The sequence below is a fragment of the Mycobacterium sp. WMMD1722 genome (assembly GCF_049315205.1).
Classification (GTDB): Bacteria; Actinomycetota; Actinomycetes; order Mycobacteriales; family Mycobacteriaceae; genus Mycobacterium.
Genome location: NZ_CP186056.1, coordinates 2,806,825 through 2,833,398, shown reverse-complemented (window position 1 = coordinate 2,833,398; position 26,574 = coordinate 2,806,825). Strand labels below are relative to the sequence as shown.

Sequence of the window (26,574 nt, the reverse complement as noted above, 5' to 3'; positions counted from 1 at the left end):
GGCTGCGTGGCAGCTCGTGACGGGGGTGCCCGAACCACCAGATTGTGTCCGGCTCGTCGGGCGGCCGCATCGAAGATGACGGTTGGTTCTCCTCGAAGGCAATGAGGTAGTAGTAGTGCGCGTTGTTCACCCATACTGGTGTCAGCGTCCAGCCGGGCTGAACTTCGACAACGCCGCTTCCTCCCGCGAGGGGATACATTGAGCGTTCAATGTCGAGACGGTCGGCCTGAATCTATTGCCGCCGCGTGCTGGCGCAACCGGTCCGCCATCTTTCCCAGCCAATCTTTGTAGGTCAATGGATCCGGCGCGTAGTAAACGCCGACCGTGTGCACCAGGAACCGCGCCAGATCGGGTTCTGGGCGGAAGTTCCGCAGGTGGTCAATCTCCTTGGCCAGCGCCCGTAGGGGGTCGGCGATGGGATCTGCATTCACGTAGTTGTCGACGATCCCTTCCCAATCATCTGCCTCCAGATCCCAGTCCTGGTGGAAGTATGCGGCGAAGAATTGGTACAAGTCAGTCGAGATCGAGCCATCGTTCATGGTGTGGGAAGCCCTGTCAACACGTACCATCCGCCATTTCCGTCGCCTTGAGCACCACCTTAACGCCGGTGCATGCCACCGCTTCCCCGCTGCCACGTGCCAACACGGTGCCGCCGTCAATAGGTGCGTCGATTACGAGATTGCGAACGGCGCCGTTTCGATAGCCAATCATTGGTCACGCCTTGGTTATTCTGAAGCGCACTACCAACGGCCGCGGCCGCCTCATCAGCGTTCGTGAATGACGAGACGACCGGCAGCCGAGTTGAATCCAGACGCGACGACACTCCTCGTAGGTCTGGCCGACGTGGCGTTCGATGAGGTGTCCGCCGCCGGGCGCACCTGGATCTCTCCATCAGCACGGCGGCACGCGGCCGAATAGCCGTAGGTCTCTGCAGCGGTCGCCGTAGGCATCGCACAGTCCCAACCGTCGAACTGCGCAGCCCACGTATTGCCCGCGTGTACGAGTCCGGGATCGTGCAGGTACCGATCGACGACACTCGTGGCCTCGTCGCAGGTCATCGCTCCACCGGTGACAAACACTGCCCCCGTGTCTCCAGTGGCCGGGAACGTCACCACACCGCAACCGTCGGTGTGGTTGACGGGCGCGAACGCCGTCCCGTCGGCAACAACACCATCGGAGCGGCCTTCCGGGTTCGGAGCCGTCGCCGAAGCACAACCCGCGGTGAGCACACTGCAGAATGCGGCGACCACGGCTACGTATCGAAGATTCATCGACTCACTCCCAGAGAACTGTGTCAGCCAAATATGACGCATTGTGCGCATCCGCGAATACGTTTCGTTGTCGGCCGATGGGGTGACAGTCAACACGGATCAGCCGCCGGGCCGGGGCGCCCAACTGCCCAGCCGTCAGCTTCCAAATCTCAGTCTTGAATTTTTTGGCTAGGAATTGATACAAGTGTGTCGATAGACAATCTGGCGTATCCGTATCACCCTTCGGGACCACCGGCACCTTCGTCATCGAGCATGGCGGCGTTCTGGCGTAGACGCTCGGCGACATGAATCAACCACTCGGAGTACGTCATTTCGGGCCTTGGGTCGTAGAAACCGCCGATCTCCATCATTATGGTCGGGAGGTCGGAGTTTTTACTCTGATCGCGAAGGCCGTCAATGTGCGAAGCCAATGCGCGAAGATGCTGCGGCGTTCGTGTCGATGACGCCGAGTACCGATCGACGATTTGTTGCCAGTCGTCGGCCTCGAGAGGCCAATCTTGGTGAAAATAGGCGCCGAAGAACTGTTCCAAGTCGTACGGCACGGTTCGGTCACTCATGGCTTCGGGTATCCCGTCAACACGATCCACCGCCCATCTCCGACCCCTTCTAAGACGACTAAGACAGAGGTACCGGGCACTGTCTCGGTAGAACCGCGAAGAAGCACCTCCCCGCCGTCGAACGGTACCGAAATCCTCAGTCGGTCGGTAGCTCCATTCGCGACCCAGGTGTCGATTGCTGCTTGGTTGTGTAGAAGTGCGGTGTTGACTGCGGTCGTCGCCTCCTCCGCTGTAGTGAATGTCGATACGGCGCCCGGTCTGGGGCCGGCCTCCAAACGCGCAGCGAGGTCGTCGAAGGTCTGGCCGACGTGGCGTTCGATGAGGTGTCCGCCTGCGGCTTCGCTTGTGTTCAAGAGCGCGCCGGTGTCTTCGATCCCGTAATCCGAGAACTGCCCCGTGTCTGCGGTCTGGTTCGGTGGAGCGTCGGCCGGTGGTGGACTGTGGCCGCCGATGGACACTTCGTCGACGTGAGCCGTCGGGACATCGTCGACATGGCGGCTAGCGCCGCCGAGGATTTCAACCCCGTGCTCGATTCCTTCGCTGGCGAGCTTGGCGCCGGGCAAAGGGAGCATCCCCGCCGCGTCGAGGACGGCTTGGGTTCGGTCGGCGTTGGAATGGTCCTCCCAGTTGGTGAACACGTCGATGTCTTTGGCCACGTCGGGGATTAGGCCAAAGCTGCCTTCGCTGAGTGCGCGGCTGCCTTCAGCGAAACCCGACGGTTCCGGTGGGAACGCCTGGACTTCGGCGTTCTCCGGGAGCGCGGGGACCGGACCCGTCGGGCCACCGGCGGCGGCCGCGGCGTGGTTGAGATTCTCCAGGATGTGCGTCTGCTCGGTGAGCTCACGTCGGGCGTCAAACACCGCTTGGCTCAACGAGTCGGTCTCGGCCCGACTCGGACCAGCCCCGGCCCCTCGCACGTAACTCTCCCCGGCGGCGGCGTCCATCTTGGCTTGTGCCGCGGCGAGGTCTTGGCGCGCAGCCTCGACTCGCGCGCGTTGCTGCTCTACGGCTGCCGGTGTAGCAGGCGGCGGCAATTGGCTGAGCGCAGGCGGTAGATCAGCGGACTGCTCGTCCCCAGTTTTCCCCGGCTCGTCGCCCGCAGGATCTTCGGCCCCCAGCAGGTCCCCGAGGTCGCCCCCGACATCACTGATGCCGGGGGGCTTGTCCTCGGGCTTCGCTGCAGGCTGGTTCGCCGCGTCCTCGACAACCTTCGGCACGGGGAACGGACCGATCTGACCTGGGGCCGTGGCTCGATCGGCACCCGTCTCTGCCCTACGCTCCTCGGCCGAGTCGCCTGGAGTCTTGTTGTCGACCAGTCGGATGGTGCCGTCTTCGTCACGTCGCTCGCCGTCGAACCGAGTTTCCTTTACCTCGGCGGCTTTCGTCTTCAATCGCTCGCCGACAAGAGCGTCAGCCTGGGCGAGACGCTCGGCATACCAACGGATGTCTTCAGCATGTTCGGTCGCCGCGGTCTGACGTGCAGACATGGTGACGACGTCGACCTCTCGGGTGTCTGTGACCGAGAGGTCCTCGCCGACACGGAAGCCGTCATTTTCGGCCGCCGCTATTGCGGCGAGCACTTCGCGCTTGGCTGCCTCGATGTCGGTGGCGCCGTTCGCGGCGATGTCAGCGGCTGCCCGCAATGTTTCGCTTTGACCGCGCACCACCGCGATGTCGGCGGTCACCCGATCGAGGGCGGCGTCCTTGGCGTCGCCGTCCCAGGCGGTGCCGCGGGTGCGGCGATGTTTTGACGGTGCTGCTCGAACGCATCCTCGCTCGCCGTAGCCGCCTGATTCCAGGCCGACGCGGCGGTGCCCAAGTCTGAGGTGTCCCAGTCCTCGATCTCCGAGCGGGAGGGTAGAGCGCCTTCCGCACTCGGGGGCGCAGCGCTCACACGGAGGCCGCGCTAGTGGCGTCGGATCCGTCTCCGTCCGCGGTGTCGTATCGGTCTGCGCCGATCAACATGTTGTCGGCTTGGCCGGTGATTCGGCTCGATTGGCGTCCCCGCACCGTGGTCAGCGCCGCATTGACCGCGGCCACGCCGGCGCTGCTGGGTTTCGAGCCGGAAGGTCCGTCGAGGACGGCGCCCGCCAGAGCTGCCGCCGCGACGCTGCTGCTGGCAGCCGCTCTACGCAGACCGTCAGCATCAACGTCCAGTTCGTTTGCCATGTCGATCCCCCAAGTGGCTAACACCCTGGTGGCGAGGCTACCGGACGATTTGCCCCGACATCGACACCAGTTTTGGTCCGGGCGTCTTGTCAGCGCGGACTAGCGAGATCACACCCCGGCCGGCACCTTCGCGTTGGCCCGCATCTCCTGGCGCAGCGAGGTGAACTCCGAGATCGTCCGTGTGGCCACCGTCGCCACCGGACGTGCATTGCGGCCCGTCGCCTCGGTCTTCGACACCATCACAACGCTGTCGATGTAAGGCTGAATGGTGGTGGCGTTCTGCACCGTCGCCACGATCACCAACTGGAAGCCGAACTTGCGGAACGCCGACAGCGCCTGCTGCGCGAACTGCGGATCGGACTTCGAGAACGCCTCGTCGAGCATCAGCTGCGCGAACACCGGAGTGTTGTCGGAGCTGTCCGGGCTGGCCAGGTTGAAGCTCAAAGCGCCGGCGAGGCAGAACGCCATCAGCTTCTCCTGCTCCCCGCCGGAGTTGTCGCCCGCATTGCTGTGCGTGCGGATCAGCTCCTCACTGGCGACATCCCACTCCGCACAGTCGAACGTGAACCGGTTCCGCACATCCAACGCGTCGCGCGTCCACGCCTTGTCCTCCGGCGCCGTCGACGCCAGCCGATTGCGCAGCCGCAGAATGTCGGCGTACTGATCGAGGATCGCCTGCTTGTCGCCCAGCCCCACCTCGGCGATGCGCCGCGAGATCGACCGCACGATCTCGGTCAGCTCCGCCACGGCGGGCATGTGCCGCGGCGTCGCTCGCAGCGTCAGCCGGGTGCCGCGGTTGAACTCCACTGACCCCAAACCCGTGTTGACCCGGGTGATTTGGTCGGCGATGCGGCGCGTCTCCTGCTCGGCGACCCGGTGCAGCGTCAGGATCGCATCCGGCGCCTGCTCGGTCACCAGCCGCATCATCCGCTCGTACGCCTCGGGCAGCTCGCGCTCGTCGATGTGCCGGCACAGCGCGACATAGTCGTGCACCCGCTCGTCGAACACGTCGCTGTCGTTGGGGATCGCGTCGGGGAACGCCGTGTCGAACGTATTGAGGATGCGCGCCAACTCGTCGTAGGAGCGGCGCCGGCTCTCCCGCAGCTGCTCGCGCTCCTTCTTGATCGCGGCGAACAGCGCATCGCGGTGCGGCTCCGGGTCCAGCAGTTCCAGGCTGACCGGCAGCGCGGCGGCATAGCGCTGCAGCAGCTCGGTCAGCGGTTCGGATACGAACGCCGGCTGCAACCGGTCCTGCAGGTCGAGCAGCCGGGTGCGGCGCTCGTCGAGACCGTCGCGGCGGGTCTGGATCGCGCCGCGTCGGGTCATGAATTTCTGGATCTCCGACCAGCATTCGTCGGCGCGGGCGTTGAGCGCCTCGATGTCCGGGTTGTCGGCGAGCAGCAGCTCGTACTGTTCGCGCAGCCGCTCGGCGTGCCCGTCGGCGGTCTCCGTGTCGATCTGGCTCCACTGCGGATACTGCTCGCAGATCGCCCGGCAGGCCGCGGCGCGGTCGCGCCACTGCTGGCGCTGCGCGGCGATGTCGTCGGCGATGCGTCGGGCCTGCTGGAACGCCTCCTCGGCGCTGGCCAGCTCCAGGGTCAGCGCGTTGATCTTCGCCGACACGTCCCCCTGATAGAGGTATTCGGACTGCCGGACGGCGCGACGGTCGTCCTTGACCGCGAGACGGTCGGAGTCCTTGTAGAGCCCGGTGTCGGTGACCGCCCGACGGAACCGGGCGAACACGTCGGGGGTGTCGACGCACACGTGGTCACCGGCGGAGGTGATGACGTCGACCGCCTCCGCCGCACACGGATGCTTGGGGTCGACAGCGAACAGCTTGCCCGCCAACGTGTTCGGCTCGGGCTCGACGGGTACCGCGCCCAGCATCTTCGACCGCACATGGTGCAGCTGCAGCCGTCCCCGCATGTCGGTGGTGTTGACCAGCCGCAGCACCTTGTCCCAGTAGGCGTCGGGCACCAGCAGGCGCAGACCGGCGCCGCGCAGCACCTTCTCCACCGCGAGCCGCCAGCGGGACTGGTCGGGATTGAGGTCCATCAGCTCGGCGATGTACGGCAGCTCCATCGGGGAGATGCCCAGCTCGGCGCAGATGTGATCGCGCATCGCCAAGGCGAATTCGGGCAGCGCGGAGCCGACGTGCTCGACGCGCTTGAGCTCCTTGGTGGCCTCGTCGCGGGCGATGCGGGCCGACTTCTGCGCGTACTCCGCGTCGGTGGACGCCTCGCGGTGGCGCTCCACCTTGGCCAGCAGCTCGGTGGCTTGGGCGAGCAGGTCTTCGCGCAGGTTCCAGAACTCCTCGGCGCTGTCGGGGAGATCGATGTCCTGGGCACGCAGCAGGTCCTCGTAGGCGGCGCGGCGGCGCTCGACCTGTTCCGCCTCGGCTTCGGCGGCGGTGACCTGGGACTGCAGCGGCGCCAGGTTCGCACTCGACCCGCTGATCTGCGCGTTGAGTGAATCCGCTTCGGCCTTGGCCAGATTGAGTGACCGGGTGACGTCCTCGTACTCGTTCTCGAGCTGGTCGATGGTGCTGTCGAGCGTGGCGATCTGCCCGGGGGTCTGCGCGAGGCGCACGTGGTCGGTGAACGCCCGCACCATCGGCGCATCGACCAGGTCGATGATGCCAAGATCGGAGGACTCCGAGGCGTAGCGGTGCTGGATCTTCTCGATGTCACCGAGGATCTTGCGTTTCTTCTGCGCAACGGCCAGCAGTTCACGGGCCTCGACGAGCGGGTCGATCTGCTTGAGCGCCTCGGGCAGCCGGGCTAGGCTGTCGGGTTCGTCGAGCATGAACTCGCGGACGAACTGCTCCAGCCCGCCAACGCTTTTCAGTGACTTGGCCTTACCGAGCAACTGCTGGGCGGCGTCAGAGGCGCGGATGCCGATGGTGGCGTACAGCTGGGCCAGATACTGCGATTCGACCTTGGTGGTGAAGCGCCACTGCTCTTTGAACACGCCGGCGTCGAAGCGTCCGGCGGCCCAGCGGTTGCAGACGTCCTCGATGTCGAGGTCGCCGTCGCCGAGGACGAAGCGGCTCGAGGAATCGTTGCGGGATTCACCGGTCAGCCATTTGAGGACCAGCCCGGTGACGGTGCGCCCGGCGGTGCTGGTGTACGTGACGGCGACGGCCGACCAGGCGGTGCCGTCACCGCGCAGGTACATGACGCGGCTGGTGCCGCCGTCGCTGCGTTGGCCCCAGGCGCCGCGGACGTACTTGTCGACGGTGCGGCGTCCGGCGCTGGAGCCTGCGGCGGTGTTGTCGCCGGAGGCATTGAAGTTTCGGCGGTTGAACGGCAGGAAGCCGAGCGAAATCGCGTCCAACAGTGAGGATTTGCCGCTGCCTGAGGCGCCGGCGATGAGCGCGCCGCCCGGGCTGAACGGGATGGAGTGGTAGCCGTCGAAGACGCCCCAGTTGATGACCTGCAGCCGGGACAGGTGGAACTGCTCAGTCATCTTCGGGCTCCGCTTCGACGGGTGCGCCGCCGTTGAGCAGTTGTTCGAACTGCTGCTGCAACTCGGTGATGACCGAGGCGGTCATGACGGCGGTGATGACGGGGGAGATGAGGTAGCTGTCCTCGTCGTCGCGGCTCTTGCGCAGGATCTCCAGGCCGGCCAGGCGGGCGATGGCGCCGTCGATGCGAGCGGCGAACGCGACGTTGTCGCGGTCGGTGTCGTTGAGGACGCCGGAGAACAATCCGTGCATCTCCTCGCGGCTGATCAGCACGGCGGTGCCGCCGGAGGCACGCATCATCTGGGCGAGGTGCAGGGCGAGGATGGAGTCGTAGGTCCCGAGCGGTTCGCGGCGCAGCAGCTTCATGCCCTTGGCGGATTCGTAGCGGGCCTGTTCGACGAACGCGACGTCGGTCCCGTCGACGACGCGCAGCAGCAGGTCTAGCTCCGACAGCCGGACCGACAGTTCCTTGCGGTACTCGAGGACCCAGCTGTAGACGTCGGCGTCGGCTTCGGCGCTGACGTAGCGGCGGGTGAGCAGGTGCTGCAGGGCCCAGCAGGCGCGGTCGGGGAGTTCGGAGACGTCGCCGTCGAATCGGGGCCGCCGGGCCACGGGCGGGCGGGCGGACTGGTCGACCTGGGGGAGCGACGAGAAGTCGATGTCGCTGTCAGTGGTCACGAGGAAGCTCCGGCGAGGGTGGTGATCGGTTCGGTGAACATCAGGCGGGGGACGGCCATCTCCCGGTCGCGGCCGTCGAGGGATTTGAAGCGGACGGTGGTCTCCTCGGCAGCGTCGGCCAGGGGCTGTTTGAGGGCCCAGGACCACAGGACGATGACGTGGCCGAGGTAGGCGGTGTCGAGCATAGCCACGGCGTCGGGCAGCGAGACGGGGCCGGCGGTCAGGGCTTGGTTGAGCATGTCGGACATGGCGGGGGCGTCGACCTGGGTGGTGAGCGCGGCGAAGCTTGTCAGGTCGACGGTGCTCTCGGCGGCGGTGGCGGGCTTCGGGGTGGACAGGTCGCCGATCTTGAAGCTCAGGGCGCCGACGGAGCTGATGGCGTGGCGGGCCAGGGGGACGTCGAGGTCAAGGCGGGAGTCGATGAGGCTGGTCTTGAGCAGGGCGCGGGCGGCGCCGATGGCCTCGTTGAGCTGGCGGGCGACGCCGCGGCTCTGCTCCATGGTGCCGAAGGCGGTGAAGCGTTTGACACGTTGGGCGCAGCGCTGCTGGATGCGTTCGACCTCGTCGATCTGGTGGCCGACGAGTTCGAAGAAGCCGGCCATGACCTTGCGCAGGGCGGGGTCCAGGGCGGGCAGGGCGTCGGCGACGGCGGCGACGTCGGCCTCGAACTCGGCGCGCTGGTCGGGGTCGTTGATCATGCGCAGGAAGGCGCGGTGGGAGTCGCGGCCCTGGGAGTCCCACGCGGCCTGGTAGTCGGCGTACATCTGGCGCTGGCGGTCGCGGTAGGCGGTGTTGGAGTCGATGGGTTCGTCGAGGGCGGCGGTGGCCTGCTCGATCATGGTGCCGTACTGGCCGATGTCGGTGATGAGGCGTTCCATCTGCAGGGCGATGGCGTTGGCCTCGTCGTAGCAGTCGGTGACGTCGGGTGCGGGGCGCTCGCCGGCGTCGAGGGCGTCGAGTTCGGCGTGCAGGGCGGCGATCTCGGCCTCGATGTGATTGCGGATGCGGGCGGGGTTGGTGTCGACTTTCGCGGTCACGGTCTTGAGCCGGGCGGCGATGCCGGTGATGGAGCCGCCGGTGGCGATGGTGTCCTGGCGGCGCATGCCGCGCAGGAAGTCCAAGGCGCGGCGGGCGTCCTGGGTGAGGTAGCAGACGTTGTGCTCGTGGCTTTCGTCGACGATGCGGTGCACCCAGCCCTGGGCGGCCCAGGACTTGATCATCTGCAGGCCGGGCTGGGGGTCGCCGAGATCGGCGAGGTCACGTTCGAGGCGGACGACGAGCTCGGTCTCGGGGACCTGGCCCTCGCTGAGGTGGCGCTCCATCAAGGTGGCGTAGAGGCTGAGGTTGGTGGTGGCCAGCAGGCGGATGGCGCGGGAGTGCTGGAGGTCGCGGTTGAGGGCGAGGAGGTCAGCGCTCGTAGTCGTGTTCACCGTGTCCTTTCAGCCATCACCTGGACGACCCAACCTAGAGGACGACCCGGACATCACCAATGTCGCCGCGCGTAGTGTCGGCCGCAGAACTCCGTGGACTTCTCGCTGGTCACACCGGTAACTTCGGTAACACGGGCTTCGCAAGGCGCGAGCACCTTCAAGTGCGTTACGCGGTCGTCTCGAAGCTTAAGTACTTCGGGCGGCCCGACCGTCAAGCCCAGTGGCCATGTCGTACATCGCGCCAAGCGCCTTTGCGTTGTGTGGGCAGTGGCACTTCAGCGGCGAAGTCTCGAGCTCTCTCAAAGCCCAGGGAACGTCTCGCGAAGTACACGGAGTAGATCTCTTGCAGCAGCCCGGTCGAGTTGTATCGATTGGGATACTTTGTCGGGAATCTGACGATCAGTCGATCCGTAGGTGTCGAGCTGGAGGACACGCTGTCCGTCAATGTCGAATGCCCGCCATCCGCAGGCAACAGGCTTATGCAGCCCGCTTCTTGCCGAACTCACCTCACGCATCTCGCGGATCAGTGCCATGCCTTCTCCTGCCTGAATGACGGAGCCGCGGACGCATGCCGCGGACTCCCCTGTGATAGCACTGCTGCTTCAGCGTGGACGTCACAACGTAGAAACTTGCAGAAATGGAACTCACGTCAGCGTGACGCCAACCAGGCGAAGAAATCGTCAGCGCAGAACACCGGCTTGCCATACTCCATCGCCTTGCGCGCCTTGCCCGACTGCGTCCCCACCTCCGCGGCCACCAGCACATCGCAGCGCGTCTTCGACACCGTCTTGACCGTCGTCAGCCCCGCCCCCTCGGCCAGCCGCTCCATCTCCGACCGCTCCACGATCCGCCCCGAACCGTCCTGCGCCGTACCGGTGAAGCAGATCCGCGTCCCCGGGGTGAGCGCCGCCGCGATGTCGTCACCGCCGCCGCACAACCCGGCCGTGTCGATCTCCGCGCCCAACAGCCGCGCCGCCTCCTCCAGCCGTGTCGCCACTTCTTTCGGCAGTTGCACCCGTGCCGCCGCGGCCTGCAGCTGGTCGGCCACCGATCGCCGTGCCGCGCCATCCGCCGGGGCGTCGAGGTTCCGCGGTGACGACCCACCGAGTAGCACCGCCCCGACGTCGCGGCTGACCCGCAGCAGCGCCGACAACCCCGGCAGGTGATCGGCCACCGGCGTGGGCGCTTCCGGATCGCGACTGACCAAAAGCCCCGACGTCTCCACCGAATCAGGCTCCTCGAACGGCGACGACCCGTCCTCAGCGGGCATCCCGCCGTGCGCCGCCAGGGCCGACCGCGCCCGCTCCAACGCCGTGCGCCCCGATATCCGCGCGCGCCGCAGCTCGACACCCAGTGGCATCGCCGTCACGAAACCCAGACGCTTAAGCTCGAAGTCGATGAGGTCGAGCTGCTCGTCGACATCGCGGCCGACCGGCGTGCACCCGGCCAGCATCGGGGTGATCACCGCCCACGCCTCGCGCAGCGTCGGCGCCAGCAGCACGTCAGAGACGTTGATGCCGTGCGCCGTCCGCGCATCGGCGAGGTCGCGCTGTGGGTTGATCAGCGTCGACACCGCCGTACCGTCGTCGAACGCCACCGCCAGTTCCACCGGCCGGGGTCGCGACATCCGTCCCTCGTCGCCGACGGTCAGCATCCCGATCGCGCAGTACCGCGGCGCGCCGGGCCCGCTGGCAACACGAAGGAACCGCGCGATGCGCCGGTCGGTCTTCAAATCCTTCAGCAGCACAGGACGTTTGAGCACCAGGCCGGCCAGCGACGTGCAGCGGCTCAACGCGACGTAGAGCTGACCGGTGGAGAACATACCGCCGGTGAGGTCGACGATCACCCGGTCGAGCGTCTGCCCCTGGCTCTTGTGGATCGTGATCGCCCACGCCAGCTTGAACGGCAGCTGCGTGTAGGAGCCGATCACCTCACGACTCAGCGACGACCCGGACACCACCGGGCGGGTCGCCTCCCACGTGTAGGGCGTCACCTCGGCGACCGACCCGTCGGGAAACTCCACCTCCACCACGGCGCCGTAGCGGTCGTAACCCACCCCGACGACACGTCCGATGCTGCCGTTGACCCAGCGGTCGCCCTGGTCGTTGTTCAGCATCATCACCTGCGCGCCCACCTTGAAGCGCAGCGTCTCCTCGACGGGCGGGTCGAACAACGACAGATCACCAGATGCACGGGCCTGGTGGATCATCTCGTCGCCGGGTAGCCGCTCGAGCTGCTGGCGGTTACGGGCGGTGACGAGCCGATTGGTCGGCGCCAGGGTCAGCCAGAACTCGTCCTCGGGCGGAACGAAGTCGGCATCGGCGCGGGCGTTGAGCTGCTCCTGGGCGTGGCCGACCAGCACGCCCTCGCGAATCTCGTTGAGAATGGCAGTCATCCGGTCGTCACCGAGCTGGCGGAACACCGTCGTCAGCGAGACGGTGGGAAAGTCGTCGCGGTGAAAGCTGCGGGCGGAGAAGAAGTATGGCGTCTCGTAGGTCGACGTGAAGAAGCTGGCTTCGTGTTCGCTCACCACCGGCGGCAGCTGGTAAAGGTCACCGACGAGGACGATCTGCACGCCGCCGAACTGGGCGCCGGGCACAGGTCCGAAGCGCTCCAGTGCGGCCGCCATCATGTCGAACACGTCGGCCCGGATCATCGACGCCTCGTCGGTGATCAGCGTCTGCAGCGACGCCAGCGTCTTGGTGAAGCGTCCCGGGCGGTAGGCGCCCGAGCGGATGTCGTCCAGCGTCGTGGTGGTGCGGAAGCCGAACAGGCGATGGATGGTGTAACCGTCGACGTTGAGCGCGGCGATGCCGGTGGGGGCGACGACCACGACGTTGCGGTCGGTATCGGCCATGAACCGTCGGATCAGCGTGGACTTACCGGTGCCTGCCTTACCGGTCAGGAACAGGTGGCGGCCGCCGGCCAGTAGGTCCAGCGCGAGGCGGAACTCGTCGGTGAGGACGATGCCGGCCATGGCCGAACTGTAGCGCGCGTAGTTCAAACTACCCGATCGGTGCACCAGTGATGTGGGACGTCTGTGCGCGATGATGTCTCATCGCGTGCGATCTCATCCGTCGAGCGCATTCACCCCGTCGCGCCACGCCGCGAGGATCCTCTCGACCCGCTCATGTACCCGGTGCCGCGCGTCGTCGCGGTCGACCCCCGCCATCAGCAGGTCGTCGTAGTTGGTGTCGACGTGGCGCACCGAGGCGGCGACCGCAAGCCGGATCGAGTCGGGATTCAGCGCTCGACCGGCGGCGCTCCGCCCGATCCGCCCGCTGCCGCGCAGCGCCGCGTGATATGCGATGGCATCGGCGCGCGCCGGCGGGCAGCCCGGGAAGTGCTCCCGGATGGCTTCGGCGAAGTCGCCGCGGAACTTCTCGTCGATCACTTCCCGGCGCTGCGCGTCGCGCTGCCGGCGCAGGGCCCGGGCATCGGCATCCGCCAGACACTGTCGCGCGGCCGCCTCGATCGCGTCGGCTTCCGCCAGAATGCCCTGTTGCTCATAGCGATTGCGGCGCCTTCTCCACTGGACCACCACGGCCGACAGTCGGCTCCCCTTCGTGGCCCGGCGGGTCAGCGCCGCATCACCGGAGGGCAGGAACACCAGATGGCCCAGATCGGCGCAATCCAGGCAGACGACGCCGGTTCTCGTCTTGAGGAGCAGGTCACCCTCGCCACCGCAGGAATTACACGTCCATGCGTACTCGGCCGCTTCGACGGTGAGCCCTCGGGCATGGCGCCGCGGCAGGGCGGGGGCGGGTTGCTCACTCCCGGCCCACCGGGTGCGGAAGATGCGCTCGGCATCGGTGTCACCGTCGGTGGTGAACGTGCGGTCGCCGTAGTCGGTGTCCCACGCCCGGAGCCCGCGGTCCTGCGCCCACGCCGACAGCGCCACCAGAGCGGCGGCCGTCTTGTCGGCGTCCACCGAGATGCACAGCCCAAGCGCGGCGACACGTCCGTCGAGCCACCGATCGACGTGGGCTTGCGTGAGCCATCCCAGGCCGATCAACACGTCGATCGGCGTGACGAATTGTCGATCGGCTAGCGCGGCCTCGGCGACTCGTGCGACGCGGGTTTCCAGACGTGCCATGACATCGCCAGCGTAAGTCGGCGGCCCGACAATTCTGCCCCGTTCGATCGCGCGCTCGTCTGTCAGACCCCGCCCATACCGTCTCAGCCATGAGCGATGGACGCATGCGACGCAAAGCCAAGCGGGCCAGGCGTGAGGCCCGACGCAGGAAGCGGCTCGAGACACGATCCGCCGGCGCGGAGCCGACTGAGGAGGACGTCTTTGAGCGGGTGCTCTCGAGTCATCCGCTGGGGCTCCTCGCCTTCTCCAGCAAGGAGGTGGAGCGCGCCACGCCCCACCGATGGGTGCTCGACGCCGAACCCCATGAGTCGGCGGACATTCCGCGTCTCGTCTCCAACCTCGTGGCGGGTGCATCCAACCCCGGCGCTGACGCGATGCTGGCGGCACTGGCGTTCCTGGTCGACGACGCGCAGCTGCGCGACGTCTGCCGCCGTGAGCTCGCCGCCCGACGTGACACGCTGTCGGACCTCGCCGCGGATCTGACCGACGTGCACGTCCATACCGCGGCGCGGATGATCCATGTCCTCGGCGACTACGAATACCTGTACCTCGGCTGTCGCATCGGCACCTGGGACCTCACCTGCGAGGTGCTCCTCGTCCACGACGACGTAACCGAGATCGTCGACGTAGCTTTCACGTGTACCGCGGTCGACGAGGTACTCGCCGGCGCGAAGAAGCGACTCGGCGAACTCGACTACACCGTGCAGCTGCTCACCCTCGCCGACGCGCGCGCCTGCCTCGACCATGGGCTGAAGCATAGCGACCTGCTGCCGATACGTCCGACGGCCCTGTGGCCGGCCTGCCGGCCGCTGGTGCGTGCGCTGACTCGCCACCTCCCCGAGTGCGGACGACGACCACAACCCACAGACGCGGAGTTGCTGCTGCGGGAAGAGGTGACCGACGAGTTCTTCACCACCCCGGCCGGCGCACCGTTCGACAACCTGGACGGCCGCGAACTACTGGCGGACTGCGCCGACCGCGGCACTGGAGACCCGTTGCGCTGGAGTGCTGATCGACTGCGGAGCCTGCTGTGCCGACCTTCCATCAGCGAGTACGGACCACGGTGGGAAAGCATTCTCGAGGTGCCCGATCTACTGAAGGCTTTCATCCCGTTCGTACATGCCCGCGCCGGAGTTCGCGAAGAATTGACCACGAGGGCCCTCGACGTCATCGACGAACTGCGCCTGAGTTATCAGCGGGCCGCGCTGCGCGAGCACGAGGAACTCGTCGACTCCGACTGGTGATCGGTGTGCCTGGCCTACGGAAGCCCCAACAACTCCAGATCCGTCGCATACTTCACGATTACCGGCGTCCACAGGTTCGGAATGTCCTTCTCCGGTCCGATCCTCTTCTGCTGCACCGCGTTTCGGGAAGCAATCCGCAGGCGCCAGCGACCCGTTCACCCGGACGCGCTCCACTGCAGTCCACCAGCAGGGAGCCGCGAGCGATGGAACATAGTTGTCGGGATCGCGAAACGTCGATCCGCACGATCCGTGGATTCCTGGCGGGCTGCTTCCGGACGGACTGCCCGAGGCAGTCATCGACGGACGGCGCCCGCCGGATGGCTACTCTGTGTCCGACATCGATGACTGGGAGAAGTGAGGATGAAGAATCGTTACGCTGAAACACATTTCTCCGCCCAACACCGTTTCTCCATCGGTAATGACATGAAGACCGGCGGATACTACCTCGCTTTCCCAGTTAGCAATGGAATTGTGGACTACGACGAGCAATATCGCCTTACTGCTGAGCAGTATAGGCAATTCTCGTCAGATTTGAATTCTGCGCTCGGCTTCGTTGCGGAATGCCGTCGACGTGAGCACGACGACCAACTGATCTATGGGCCAGAGGAACGGCGCGGAACCCCTATCTGAGGTTGAGTCCGCCACTACTGCCGCTGCGCAGGTCAAGCCGGGGCCCTGGCGCGTATTGCAAAGACGTCACACGAGCGAGTCGTGTCCCGCGTCTGAATTTGGTTTACGGGTGTGTGGCAGGATTTCATCTGCGGGTCGCTCTACACGAACGGGTGGTAGCGCTGGGTCGACATTCGACCGATTCGGGCCTGGGTTGGGCGATTCGTGTCGCCCGAGGGCACGCTCTTTCTGGAGCGAGGCCTCCCGTTCCGCAGTCTTGACGACGGCTACCACCGCTACGAAGTGATCAGGGAACTGCCCGTGTGGGAAGGTCGAATCGCGCCAGCGATGGGGCAGCCTGGCGGCATCCAGTACTACCTGCCCTCTCGATCGTCGACTTGATGCTCGCTGGCCACATCCGAGAGGGTGAGTTAACTGAAGATGAATTTGACGGAACTCGCAAAAGCCCTAGAGCGCATAGGCATTCCTTCACGTGTTATCTCACTCGGCGGTACGGCCGAGAATAGCTTCTGCGACGTTCAGGCATCGGATGGCGCTTGGGGAGTTTTCTGGATGGAACGCGGCAATAAGATTGATCTGGTCCGTCTGGGTACAGAGGCTGATGCTTGCTATCAGCTCCTTGGAAGATTGACTTACACGCAGCTAGCCGCCGGTGCCATCGGGCCTCGTCGGGGCTGACCTGAGCCCTACCGAACGGCACCGCCGTCGGGTCTGCTTGTGCGCGCAGGTCATCTCACTTCGCTCGTCCAGGATCAGGTTTGATCGCACGTTGGCCACCAAATATGGCCTATTCATTGCTGTCTGAAGTATGGGGGTGCCAAAGTGAATGTAGACCAGATCGCCGTAGCAGCCGAGTGTCTGAACCTGGATCCGGGATTGGCGGCCAGCCGCGCGTACGATGTACGTGATGGGATTATTCGTGTATCAAGCGACATACGGGGTGTCGGAACAGTTCTCGTCGGACCGGATCTATCTGTACTGTTTTTCGCCCCCTATGTGAGCCTCGAAGAGGCACTCGCTGCGTGGGACTCTGGCCGCAGGACTCCGAAGGATTCGTTCGCCGTCTTCCATCAACGACACGCACCGGACACCGCCACAAAGATCGACGGGCAGGCGCAATAGTCGGGAACCACTGACGCTGAGGACTGCTGTAACGAATCGGGCAGTTGCCATCAAACGGGAAGCTAATGGCTCATGCCTGCGGATGGCGGCAGGTTTGACTTCCCCGAACCGCCACGCCGACGGACTCTGCGGCTGACAACGTCATAGCACGCGTCCACGCCTACCGGGAGATCAAGAATCAGATTCAGCTGGCTCGGGGTGACTAGGCGGCGCACTGCGGTGGGCGGCGTCGCCTTTCACCGCACTCCAGACCGCCAACTTCCCGCCGGGCGTACTGACCACCAAAGCGCCGTCTGGGTCGGCTACGCTCGAGGCCTCGTAGGCCGGGTCGGGCTCTAACGACAGGACCGCGCCGCTGGTGAAGGCCACACGGAGTCCACCGTCGGCGCTTGCAATTGCAGAGGGGACTGTTTGCCCCGCCAGCGGCCCAGAAGATGAAGGGCGCCTTCCGGATTGTCCTCGGCCGAGAGTGTGGTGGTCTGGGTAGCCACCTCGAGGGTTAACGGTGACTCGATGACAATGACGTGGCCAGCCGCCAGCTGCAGCCTGCCGGTGTAATCGCACGCTACCGATCCGACGTCCATTCCATGGATGCCCAGAGTAGTCACGGCCAACCCCCGATCATCCGACCACCCGCACCGAATTGCTCAGCTGTCCAGCTCAAACCGCGGCTCGGCTCCTATCACTCTCGCTATGCCCCAATCGCCCTCCGCGACATAGGCATTGACGTTGAACTCAAGGGTGTCGAGGTTTCCGAGATCCGCTTCGCCGGTTGCGTCGGTGTATCGGCTTCCGTCCGACTGAGCCAATCGACTGGGTGGTTCACGGAAAGATCAGTCCGCCAGGTACGAGTCGATGTGCCGAACCCTCGGGAGTTCGACATTCGGATACCGTCCGGCAATGAGGCTGGTACCAACGACCAGTGGATTCCCGGTGAGTTCTTGCCGACGGGGATGCCTGAAGCCGTAATTGACGGCGGCAAGGTACCGCCGGACGACCTTGGGATCAGATTTGGCCGGAGGATGAGTTCATGAATTTCGAGAAAGTATCTGTGTCGAGGGAAAACCGGTTCTCGCTCGGCATAGAGCGTGATTCTCAGGTGCACTACCTCGCAATCCCCATGAGTAATCGCCTGGTCGACCACTTGGAGTACTACAAGCTCTCCGATGACGAGTATCAGGCGTTTCGAGAGGATCCGGCGAGAGCGGCCGAGTTCGCCGAATCCTGCCGCCGGAAAGAGCAAGATGCTCGATTGTTCATGAAGCCAGGCACTGACCGAGGGATCCCGCACTAGCACGGCCACCGCCCAAGCCGACCTTCGAATCGCCATCTACCGCGAAGAGTGATGCGAGCACGACGATCAGCTGAGCTTCCCGCCGAGGTCGACGGCGAGGACTGCATCGACCGAACGTCCATACTCGGTCGGTCCCCGGTCGACGTTCAGGTTGTCAACGAGCTCCTCGCCGAGTACCGACATGACAGCGTCGGCATTCGAACGGGAGATGTTGTCCGACTGCCGAATACGCTCAATGAGATCTGAGCAGCGGCGGGTGAATATTGCGCTGAGCAGTTCGGCCTGATCGGCATCCAAGAAGCCGAAGCCGCTATCCACCCGCTCCTCGTCCGCTCTCGTCCAATAGTTCCCGTGGGGCGCCGTCGGCGACGCCCCGACACCAATTCGGCAGCCGCGCGCAGCGGCAAACGCGTCGGCCAGACGGCCGCCGTGCCACTCCACACCTGAAGCCCTCAGCCCCACAGCAAACTCGCTCTCTCCGCACACCTGCGCCGCCTCGTCCGCGGGCAAGCAAGCGGGCTCATGACCCACATCACACTCCTTGGCATCGTCTGCCAAAGATCGCCCGCCGAGCTTGTCTGCCTGACACGTGTGCTTCCCTAGGTGGCGCCCTTAGCGTGATGTGCCTCACACCTAATCCGCAGGTACTTCACAGGTTCCAGGGACAGAAAGGTTCCGGATGCTCACGCCCGCAAAGAAGGCAACGCTCGGCAGCTTCGTCGGCACCACCATCGAGTGGTACGACTTCTTCATCTACGGCACCGCCAGCGCTCTGATCTTCCGGCACGTCTTCTTCCCCGCCCAGGACCCCCTGGTCGGCACCCTGCTCTCCTTCGCCACCTTCGGCGTCGCGTTCGTCGCCAGGCCGCTCGGCGGGCTCATCGTCGGCCACTTCGGCGACAAAGTCGGCCGCCGTCCCATGCTGGTCATGACGCTCATCGTCATGGGCTGCGCCACCGGAGCCATCGGCCTGCTGCCGACCTACGCCTCGATCGGCGTCGCCGCACCACTACTCCTGGTGGCGTTGCGGTTCATTCAAGGGCTCTCCGTCGGCGGCGAATACGGCGGCGCGGTCCTCATGACCGTCGAACACGCTCCCAAACACCGGCGCGGGCTCTACGGCAGCTGGGTTCAGGCAGGCTCACCGGCCGGCCAGATCATCGCCAATGGCGTCTTCCTCATCACGACCGCCGTCATGTCCCAGGACGACCTTCTCGCCTGGGGTTGGCGCATCCCGTTCCTCGGCAGCTTCCTGCTGGTGGTCGTCGGACTCGTCATCCGGCTGCGGGTCGAGGAGAGCCCGGAGTTCAAGAAGATTGAGAAGAGCGACAAGACCGTCACCAGCCCGCTGGTCAGCGTGCTGCGTAAGTACCGCAAGCAGGTCATCCTGATGGCCGGCGCCTACCTCGTGCACGGTGTCGTCATCTACGGCGCCGCGGTCTACAGCCTCAGCTACGGCACCAACACCCTGGACTTCAGCTACAGCCAGATGCTGCTGCTGATCCTGCTCTGCCAGATCGTCGTGCTCATTCTCATCCCGACCTTCGCGCACCTCGGCGACCAGGTCGGCATCAAGAAGGTCTTCCTCATCGGCAACGTCGGCATGGGCTTGATGGGCATCCCCTGGGTCATGCTGCTCGACACCGGCAGCTTCGGCCTGGCTCTGCTGGGCTACCTGCTGATCTTCATCCCCTACGCCGCGACCTACGGCACCATGGCGGCGTTCTTCGCCAGCATCTACGACACCCGCGTCGGCTACTCGGGAATCTCGATGGGCTACCAGCTCGGTTCCATCTTCGGCAGTGGGCTGACCCCGCTGGCCGCCGCCGCGCTCATCGCCTCGACCGGAACCGTGGTCACCTTCGGCGTGTACATCGGTGTGGCGGCAGTACTTTCGGTGATCGCCACCATCTTCCTCACCGCACACGACGAGCCGGCCAAGCATGCCGCGCCCAAAGATCCGCAGGAGGTGACGCCGGCGGTCAAGACACCGGCGCAGCAGGGCCTGTCCTAGGCGATCTGCCGAGGCCGCCGGACTGGTACATCCAGTCCGGCGGTTTCGGCGTTTCCGAATGATTGCGCCGCAACAGCATTGATCACTGTTACTGCCCAGCATCCCGCAGAACTGGCTACTGGACCGGCCGACCGGTTCGAGGGAAGCATGAGGGGTGAACGACTCCCACCGAGAGAGGACGACGATGGCCGACCGGACCGTGCAGAGGCTCAACGAGATCGGGCTAGAGCTACCGGCGCTCGCCGTACCCGTCGCCAGCTACGTCCCGGCCATGCGGACGGGCAATCTCATCTATACGTCCGGGCAGCTGCCGCTGGTCTCGGGCTCCCTGGCGTATCAGGGCAAGGTGGGCGCCGAGGTATCGGTCGACGACGCGGTCAGCGCCGCACGCATCTGTACGCTCAACGCGCTGGCTGCGATCGCCTCGCTGGCCGATCTGGACTCCATCGTCCGCGTGGTGAAGGTCGTCGGATTCGTCTCGTCCGCTTCGGGTTTCACCGGTCAGCCGACCGTCATCAACGGCGCCAGCGACCTCTTGGTCTCGGTGTTCGGTGACGCGGGCCAGCACGCCCGCTCCGCAGTGGGCGTCGCGGAACTGCCGCTGGGCGCCCCCGTCGAGGTGGAGCTGATCGTGGACGTGGCCTGATGTCAGGCGGTTGCGGCCTCAGGTACCGGATGCGTATGCAGATGGGTCACCTGGATACCGGCATGGGTCTTGTTGCGGATGTTGATCCCGATCAGCAGGGGCGTCAGGCCCTCCAGCAGCCGGCTCATCTCCAGCGGTCCGGCGTCGACCACCCGCAGCCCCTCGATGCCGTCGAGGGCCTCGGTGACCACCGCCTTGGCCTCCTTCTCGCCACAGATCAACGTGTCCTGATCGAGCGGACGGCCGGTGTCCCGCAACACGGTTGCGCTGATGGTGTGCAACCCGGCCGCCAGACCGACGCTGACCGGGAGCGCCGCCCGGGCCTGCTGGGCCGCCGACCCGTGCCACGGCTCCACCAGGTGGGTGGGGCGTCCGCCGACCGCGGTGGCGAGCGGCACCGTGGTGTCGAGCAACACCTGCCCGGCTCGCCAATGTTCGGCGACGCTGCGCAGCACCGGAACGTGGCTGACGAACGGCACCGCGGCGATCACCAGACGGTCCGCCACCCCAACGGCGTCCTGGTTCACCCCACCGGTGATGGTGTCGATTCCGGCGATTCCACAGGCCTCTTCGGCGGCCGCCCGGGCGCGTTCGGCGTCCCGGGAGCCGATACACACCGAATAGCCGGCGCGGCCCAGCCGCAGGGCGAGGCCGAAACCCAGCGCTCCGGTTCCGCCCAGGATGGACACCGTCTCGCGCGCACTGCCGTCGACGGCTGCGGGGGACTTCAGGCTCTGCGTCACGGCGGGCTCCTCTGTGGGGAAGTGGGGAATTCAGCCCGTCCTCACCGGGCGGCCGAATACCACTACCGTAGATACGGCCGTCGCCACACCACATGGCTGTTTCTGTCAACTATCCGCCCGATTGTTGGCAAATCACGCTAGATTGGCAGATGATGAACGCGCCAAATGCCCTGACGCCGAACGGGAGTGAGATCCTCACCCTCGGCGAATTGCTCGGCGACGAGGTGCTGGCCGGTGCCGAGGTGGTCGCCGGCGGAGCGGGGCTCAACCGGGCGATCAGCGCGGTGAACGTGATGACGGTGCCGGATATCGGCCGCTGGGTCCGCAAGGACGAATTCCTGCTCGCCACCGGTTATCCGCTACCCCGCGACGGCGCCGCTCAGGGCAAGCTGCTGGCCGATCTGCACCAGCTCGGAATCGCGGGCATCGGCGTCAAACTGGACCGCTATCTTCCCCGACTCGCTCCGGGCATGATCGACGCGGCCGAGAGCATCGGCTTGCCCCTGGTGGTCATCCCGGAGTCCGTCCGGTTCGACGACATCCTCACCCGGGCCTTCGGCATCATCGTCAACCGGCAGGCGTCGGCGCTGGCAAAAGCGCAGGAGCTGCACCACTCCTTCTTGTCGATCACGCTGTCCGGCGGCGGTCTCAACGAGCTCGCGAGCAGTCTGTCGGTCCTGCTCGGTGACGCGTGCGTGGCGATCACCGATCGGCATGGCGCCGTGTTGGCGCAAGCCGGTGAGGAAACCCTGTTGGCCGCCGTCGATCTGCTCGAATCAGCCGATGTGCTGCGTCTGGAGCCGACCGGTTCACACACCCACCCCGGGACGGGGAAGCGGTGGGCCTCCCGCGAGATCCGCGCGGGTCGCCTGCATCACGGCTTCGTCGTCGCCGTCGAATCACAGCGTCCTTTCGGGGAATTCAGCATGGTCGCGGTGGGACAGGCCGCGATCGTGGCCGCGCTGGAGGTGACACGCGACCTGGCGGTCAAAGCCGTCGAGCGCCGCTTCTCCTCCAACGCGCTGTTCGAACTGATCTCCGGCACCGACACCTCCAGCGACGACTACGCCTCGCTGGGTTCAGGTTTCGGGTGGGATCTGGAGCGCGACATCGTGGTCCTGGTGGGACGCCGCGAGGGCACCACCGACGACGCCCGCCCCACCAAACGCCGGTCGCGCCTGGCCGACGACCGCGCAATCGAATTCTGGGCATCGGCGGTCCGCAGCCGGGACCGGATGGCCGCCGCGGCCGGGCTGGGTTCCGAACTCGTCGCGGTGATCGGCGCGGACCAGGACGTACTCGCCGTGGCGCACGCCGTGCAGGACGAGGTCGCCCGATTCACCCACAGCCAGTACGCGATCGGCGTCAGCCGGCCCTATGCCGGGCCGGCCAACGTGTCGACCGCTTACCAGGAGGCGCGTACCGCGTTGCGCCTGGGCCCGCGGGTGTCGGGCAGCGGTGCGGTCACCGCCTACGGCGAACTCGGGCTGTTTCGGCTCCTGGCTCAGGTCGGCAACGACGAGCTGGTGACCTTCGCCGAGGAGACCCTGGGTCCGGTGCTGAACATGAGCGAACCCGAACGCTCGGAGATGTTCCAGACCCTGGAAACGTTGATCACCCACAACATGAACATGGCTGAGGCAGCGCGGAATCTGCACTTCCACTACAACACGCTGCGTTACCGCCTCGCTAAACTCGAACGGCTGCTCGGGCCGTTCAGCACCAGCACCCCGCTGGCCATCCAGATCGGGATCGCCCTGCAGATCACCGAGATGCAGAAGATCCTGACCCAGCGTCCCCAGTGAGGTCAGCCGAGTAGCACCAGCAGATCTCCGCCGTCCACCTCTGCGGTCCGGGGGACGGCGATCCGCTCGACGGTGCCGGCCCGCGGCGCGGTGATGGCGGCCTCCATCTTCATGGCTTCGATCGTGGCGAGTGTCTGGCCGGCGCGAACCTCGTCGCCGGGGGAGACGCTGACGGTGACCACGCCGGCGAACGGGGCGGCGACGTGGTCGGGGTTGGTGCGGTCGGCCTTCTCCAGCGCGGGGGTGACGTCGTCGATGCTGCGGTCGCGCACCAGGACCGGGCGCAGCTGGCCGTTGAGGATGCACATCACGGTGCGCATCCCGTGCTCATCGGGGTCGGAGATCGCCTCCAGGCCGATCAACAGCTGCACTCCGCGTTCGAGTTCGACCCGGTGTTCCTCGCCGTGCCGTAGCCCGAAGAAGAACTGGTTCGAGCTCAGTCCCGAGGTGTCGCCGTACTCTTCGCGGTGGGCCTCGAATTCCGCTGTGGGACCGGGAAAGAGCAGATGATTGAGCATGTCCCGCCGCGCCTTGCCCGCGTGTTGCAAGGCGTCGTCCTGCTCCGGGGTGAGAGGCCGTTCGGGTCGCGCTTCGGCGCGGCCGGCCAACGCCTTGGTCCGCAGCGGTTCGGGCCAGCCGCCGGGCGGGTCGCCGAGATCGCCGCGCAGGAAGCCGATCACGCTGTCGGGGATGTCGTAGCGGGCGGGATCGGCGGCGAAGTCCTCGGCCGACACCTGCGCACCCACCAGCGCCAGCGCCAGATCACCGACCACCTTGCTCGACGGTGTCACCTTCACCAGTCGGCCGAGGATGCGATCGGCGGCGGCATAGGTGGATTCGATCTGTTCGAACCGGTCGGCCAGTCCCAGAGCGACCGCCTGCTGCCGCAGATTCGACAACTGGCCGCCGGGGATCTCGTGGGTGTACACCCGTCCGGTCGGGGCGGGCAGCCCGGACTCGAACGCCGCGTATGTCTTTCGCAGCGCCTCCCAGTACGGCTCCAGCTCGCAGACCGCATCCAGGCTCAGTCCGGTGTCGTGCGTCGTGTGAGCCGCGGCGGCCACGATGGACGACAGGGCGGGCTGGCTGGTGGTGCCGGCCAGTGGTGCGGCCGCGCCGTCCACCGCGTCGGCCCCGGCCTGCCACGCGGCCAGATAGGTCGCCAGCTGACCACCGGGGGTGTCGTGGGTGTGCAGGTGCACCGGCAGGTCGAACCGCGACCGCAGGGCGCTCACCAGGGTGGCCGCCGCCGGCGGCCGCAGCAGGCCGGCCATGTCCTTGACGGCCAGCACGTGTGCCCCCGCATCGACGATCTGCTCGGCCAGCTTGAGGTAGTAGTCGAGAATGTAGAGGTTCTCGTCGGGGTCTGACAGGTCACCGGTGTAAGACATCGCGACCTCGGCGACCGCGGCGCCTGTCTCCAGGACGGCGTCGATGGCCGGGCGCATGTTCTCGACGTTGTTCAGCGCGTCGAAGATCCGGAAGATGTCGATGCCGGTCGCGGCAGCCTCGGCCACGAACGCCTGGGTGACCCGCGTTGGAAAAGAGGTGTAGCCGACGGTGTTACGGCCCCGCAGCAGCATCTGCAGGCAGATGTTCGGGATCTCCTCGCGCAGCGCGGCGAGGCGCTCCCACGGATCTTCTTTGAGGAAGCGCAACGCCACGTCGTAGGTGGCCCCACCCCAGCACTCCACCGACAACAGCTCAGGCGTCAGGCGCGCCACGTAGGGTGCGACGGCCACCAGTCCCGAGGTGCGGACCCGCGTCGCCAGCAATGACTGATGGGCGTCGCGGAACGTCGTGTCGGTGACGGCGAGCGCTGGCGCGTCGCGCAGCCACTGCGCGAACCCGGCCGGGCCGAGGGATTCCAGGCGCTGCTTGCTCCCCGGCGGGGCGGGAGTAGCGAGATCGACCTCGGGCAGCTTGTCGCGCGGGTACACCGCACTCGGGCGGGCCCCGTGCGGTTGGTTGACCGTCACATCGGCGAGGTAGTTCAGGATCCTCGTGCCGCGGTCAGCATGCGCCCGCGCGGTGAGCAGATCGGGCCGGTCGTCGATGAACGACGTCGTCACCGCACCGGCGGCGAAGTCCGGATCGTCGAGGACGGCCTGCAGGAACGAGATGTTCGTCGACACCCCGCGGATGCGGAACTCGGCCAGGGCGCGGCGCGACCGGGCGATCGCCGCGGCGAAATCCCCTCCGCGACAAGTCACCTTCACCAGCATCGAGTCGAAGTGTCCGGCGATCTCGGCACCGATGTGGGTCCCGCCGTCCAACCGCACCCCGGCACCGCCCGGTGACCGGTAGCCGGTGATGCGGCCGGTGTCCGGTGCGAACCCGTCGGCCGGGTTCTCGGTGGTGATGCGGCACTGCACCGCCGCGCCCCGGATGCTCAGCGACTCCTGGTCGACCCCGATGTCGGCCAACGTATGCCCCGCAGCGATCCGGAGCTGCGCGCCGACCAGGTCGACATCGGTGATCTCCTCGGTCACTGTGTGCTCGACCTGGATCCGCGGGTTGCATTCGATGAAGACGTACTCGCCGGACTCGTCGAGCAGGAACTCCACGGTTCCCGCGCCGGTGTAACCGATGTGCCGGGCGAACGCCACGGCGTGCGTGCAGATTCGATGCCGCAGCTCGTCGTCGAGGTTCGGCGCAGGCGCCATCTCGATGACTTTCTGGTGGCGGCGCTGCACACTGCAGTCTCGCTCGAACAGATGCACCACCTCGCCGGTCGCGTCGGCCAGGATCTGCACCTCGATGTGGCGCGGGGCGACCACAGCCTCCTCGAGATAGACGCGGGCGTCACCGAACGCGGAATCGGCCTCCCGCGAGGCGGTTTCGACGGCTTCGCGCAACGCGGCGCGATCGGCGACCCGGCGCATCCCACGGCCACCACCGCCGGATACCGCCTTGACGAACAGCGGCAGTCGCATGGACTGCCCGGCCGCGACCACCTCGTCGACCGACGCCGACGGGGGTGAGGACGCCAGCACGGGTAGGCCCGCCTGGCGGGCCGCCGCGATCGCCCGGGTCTTGTTGCCCGTGAGCTCGAGCACCGCTGCGTCGGGTCCGATGAAGGTGATGCCCGCGTCGGCGCACGCAGACGCCAGAGCCGCACTCTCCGACAGGAATCCGTAACCCGGGTACACGGCGTCGGCGCCGGCGTGCTGCGCCACCCGGATGATCTCCTCGACCGACAGATAGGCGCGCACCGGGCGGCCGACCTCACCGATCTGGTAGGACTCGTCGGCTTTGAGCCGGTGCAGCGAGTTGCGGTCCTCGAACGCGTACACCGCGACGGTGTCGATGCCCAGCTCGTAGGCTGCGCGGAACGCCCTGATCGCGATCTCACCGCGATTGGCCACCAACACTTTCGACAGCATGCTGCGCTCTCCGATCACATCTG

At 66.3% G+C, this 26,574-nt stretch carries 21 protein-coding genes; 7 read left to right on the top strand and 14 right to left on the bottom strand.

The genetic code is table 11. The annotated features are described in order from the left end of the window. Positions 1-206: 206 nt before the first annotated feature. The 10 genes from ACN27E_RS13480 to ACN27E_RS13435 all read right to left on the bottom strand — a co-directional run bounded on the left by ACN27E_RS13480 (position 207) and on the right by ACN27E_RS13435 (position 13,667). The gene (locus ACN27E_RS13480) at positions 207-539 is read right to left on the bottom strand and encodes a contact-dependent growth inhibition system immunity protein (protein WP_422742046.1); all 333 of its coding nucleotides are present in this window, start codon (positions 537-539) and stop codon (positions 207-209) included. A gap of 225 nt (positions 540-764) precedes the next feature. Then, positions 765-1,271: a hypothetical protein gene (locus ACN27E_RS13475; RefSeq protein WP_422742044.1), complete on the bottom strand. Its 507-nt coding sequence runs from the start codon at positions 1,269-1,271 to the stop codon at positions 765-767. 215 nt (positions 1,272-1,486) lie between these two features. After that, positions 1,487-1,858 (bottom strand): contact-dependent growth inhibition system immunity protein, encoded by a 372-nt coding sequence (locus tag ACN27E_RS13470; RefSeq protein ID WP_422742042.1) that lies wholly within the window; start codon positions 1,856-1,858, stop codon positions 1,487-1,489. Further along, positions 1,825-3,513, bottom strand: a complete 1,689-nt coding sequence (locus tag ACN27E_RS13465) for an RNase A-like domain-containing protein (RefSeq protein ID WP_422742040.1) — start codon at positions 3,511-3,513, stop codon at positions 1,825-1,827. The genes ACN27E_RS13470 and ACN27E_RS13465 overlap by 34 nt, the downstream gene beginning before the upstream one ends. 205 nt (positions 3,514-3,718) lie before the next feature. Beyond that, positions 3,719-3,997: a hypothetical protein gene (locus ACN27E_RS13460; protein ID WP_422742038.1), complete on the bottom strand. Its 279-nt coding sequence runs from the start codon at positions 3,995-3,997 to the stop codon at positions 3,719-3,721. Positions 3,998-4,105: 108 nt separating this feature from the next. Next, positions 4,106-7,465, bottom strand: coding sequence for an ATP-binding protein (locus tag ACN27E_RS13455; RefSeq protein ID WP_422742036.1), 3,360 nt, complete (start codon positions 7,463-7,465; stop codon positions 4,106-4,108). Further along, positions 7,458-8,141: a DUF4194 domain-containing protein gene (locus tag ACN27E_RS13450; RefSeq protein WP_422742035.1), complete on the bottom strand. Its 684-nt coding sequence runs from the start codon at positions 8,139-8,141 to the stop codon at positions 7,458-7,460. Before ACN27E_RS13450 ends, ACN27E_RS13455 begins: the two co-directional genes overlap by 8 nt. Further along, a complete protein-coding gene (locus ACN27E_RS13445) occupies positions 8,138-9,571 on the bottom strand; it encodes a DUF3375 domain-containing protein (protein WP_422742034.1) in 1,434 nt (477 codons plus the stop codon). Before ACN27E_RS13445 ends, ACN27E_RS13450 begins: the two co-directional genes overlap by 4 nt. 649 nt (positions 9,572-10,220) lie before the next feature. Beyond that, complete coding sequence (locus tag ACN27E_RS13440; RefSeq protein WP_422742032.1) at positions 10,221-12,548, bottom strand: AAA family ATPase; 2,328 nt, start codon at positions 12,546-12,548, stop codon at positions 10,221-10,223. Between the two features lie 93 nt (positions 12,549-12,641). Next, on the bottom strand, positions 12,642-13,667 hold the full coding sequence (locus ACN27E_RS13435) for a DUF2293 domain-containing protein (RefSeq protein ID WP_422742030.1): 1,026 nt from the start codon (positions 13,665-13,667) through the stop codon (positions 12,642-12,644). Between the two features lie 89 nt (positions 13,668-13,756). Here ACN27E_RS13435 and ACN27E_RS13430 point away from each other — a divergent pair, with 89 nt between their 5' ends. The 3 genes from ACN27E_RS13430 (at position 13,757) to ACN27E_RS13420 (ending at position 15,922) form a co-directional block, all read left to right on the top strand. Then, positions 13,757-14,911 (top strand): hypothetical protein, encoded by a 1,155-nt coding sequence (locus ACN27E_RS13430; protein ID WP_422742029.1) that lies wholly within the window; start codon positions 13,757-13,759, stop codon positions 14,909-14,911. A gap of 360 nt (positions 14,912-15,271) precedes the next feature. Next, complete coding sequence (locus ACN27E_RS13425) at positions 15,272-15,541, top strand: hypothetical protein (protein ID WP_422742027.1); 270 nt, start codon at positions 15,272-15,274, stop codon at positions 15,539-15,541. Positions 15,542-15,745: 204 nt separating this feature from the next. Continuing rightward, a complete protein-coding gene (locus ACN27E_RS13420; RefSeq protein WP_422742025.1) occupies positions 15,746-15,922 on the top strand; it encodes a TNT domain-containing protein in 177 nt (58 codons plus the stop codon). 912 nt (positions 15,923-16,834) lie between these two features. Here ACN27E_RS13420 and ACN27E_RS13415 read toward each other — a convergent pair. Next, complete coding sequence (locus ACN27E_RS13415) at positions 16,835-17,227, bottom strand: DUF6188 family protein (RefSeq protein WP_422742024.1); 393 nt, start codon at positions 17,225-17,227, stop codon at positions 16,835-16,837. Positions 17,228-17,693: 466 nt separating this feature from the next. On the opposite strand from ACN27E_RS13415, the gene ACN27E_RS13410 reads away from it, so the two are divergent. Continuing rightward, entirely contained in the window at positions 17,694-17,957 is a 264-nt protein-coding gene (locus tag ACN27E_RS13410) for a hypothetical protein (RefSeq protein WP_422742023.1), read from the top strand. 66 nt (positions 17,958-18,023) lie between these two features. On the opposite strand, the gene ACN27E_RS13405 is transcribed toward ACN27E_RS13410, so the two are convergent. Continuing rightward, complete coding sequence (locus ACN27E_RS13405) at positions 18,024-18,488, bottom strand: hypothetical protein (protein ID WP_422742022.1); 465 nt, start codon at positions 18,486-18,488, stop codon at positions 18,024-18,026. 148 nt (positions 18,489-18,636) lie between these two features. On the opposite strand from ACN27E_RS13405, the gene ACN27E_RS13400 reads away from it, so the two are divergent. Both ACN27E_RS13400 and ACN27E_RS13395 read left to right on the top strand, forming a co-directional pair. After that, positions 18,637-19,971, top strand: a complete 1,335-nt coding sequence (locus ACN27E_RS13400; protein WP_422742020.1) for an MFS transporter — start codon at positions 18,637-18,639, stop codon at positions 19,969-19,971. 184 nt (positions 19,972-20,155) lie between these two features. Continuing rightward, positions 20,156-20,617, top strand: a complete 462-nt coding sequence (locus tag ACN27E_RS13395; RefSeq protein ID WP_422742018.1) for a RidA family protein — start codon at positions 20,156-20,158, stop codon at positions 20,615-20,617. 2 nt (positions 20,618-20,619) lie between these two features. Here the strand turns inward: ACN27E_RS13395 and npdG are convergent, their stop codons facing one another. Further along, positions 20,620-21,360 carry an NADPH-dependent F420 reductase gene (npdG, locus tag ACN27E_RS13390; protein ID WP_422742016.1) on the bottom strand — a complete coding sequence of 247 codons (741 nt, stop codon included), beginning with the start codon at positions 21,358-21,360 and terminating at the stop codon, positions 20,620-20,622. 152 nt (positions 21,361-21,512) lie between these two features. Between npdG and ACN27E_RS13385 the strand changes: the two genes are divergently transcribed. Beyond that, positions 21,513-23,165 carry a PucR family transcriptional regulator gene (locus ACN27E_RS13385; protein WP_422742015.1) on the top strand — a complete coding sequence of 551 codons (1,653 nt, stop codon included), beginning with the start codon at positions 21,513-21,515 and terminating at the stop codon, positions 23,163-23,165. Between the two features lie 2 nt (positions 23,166-23,167). Here ACN27E_RS13385 and ACN27E_RS13380 read toward each other — a convergent pair whose 3' ends face one another. Further along, a complete protein-coding gene (locus ACN27E_RS13380; RefSeq protein WP_422742014.1) occupies positions 23,168-26,551 on the bottom strand; it encodes a pyruvate carboxylase in 3,384 nt (1,127 codons plus the stop codon). Positions 26,552-26,574: the final 23 nt, after the last annotated feature.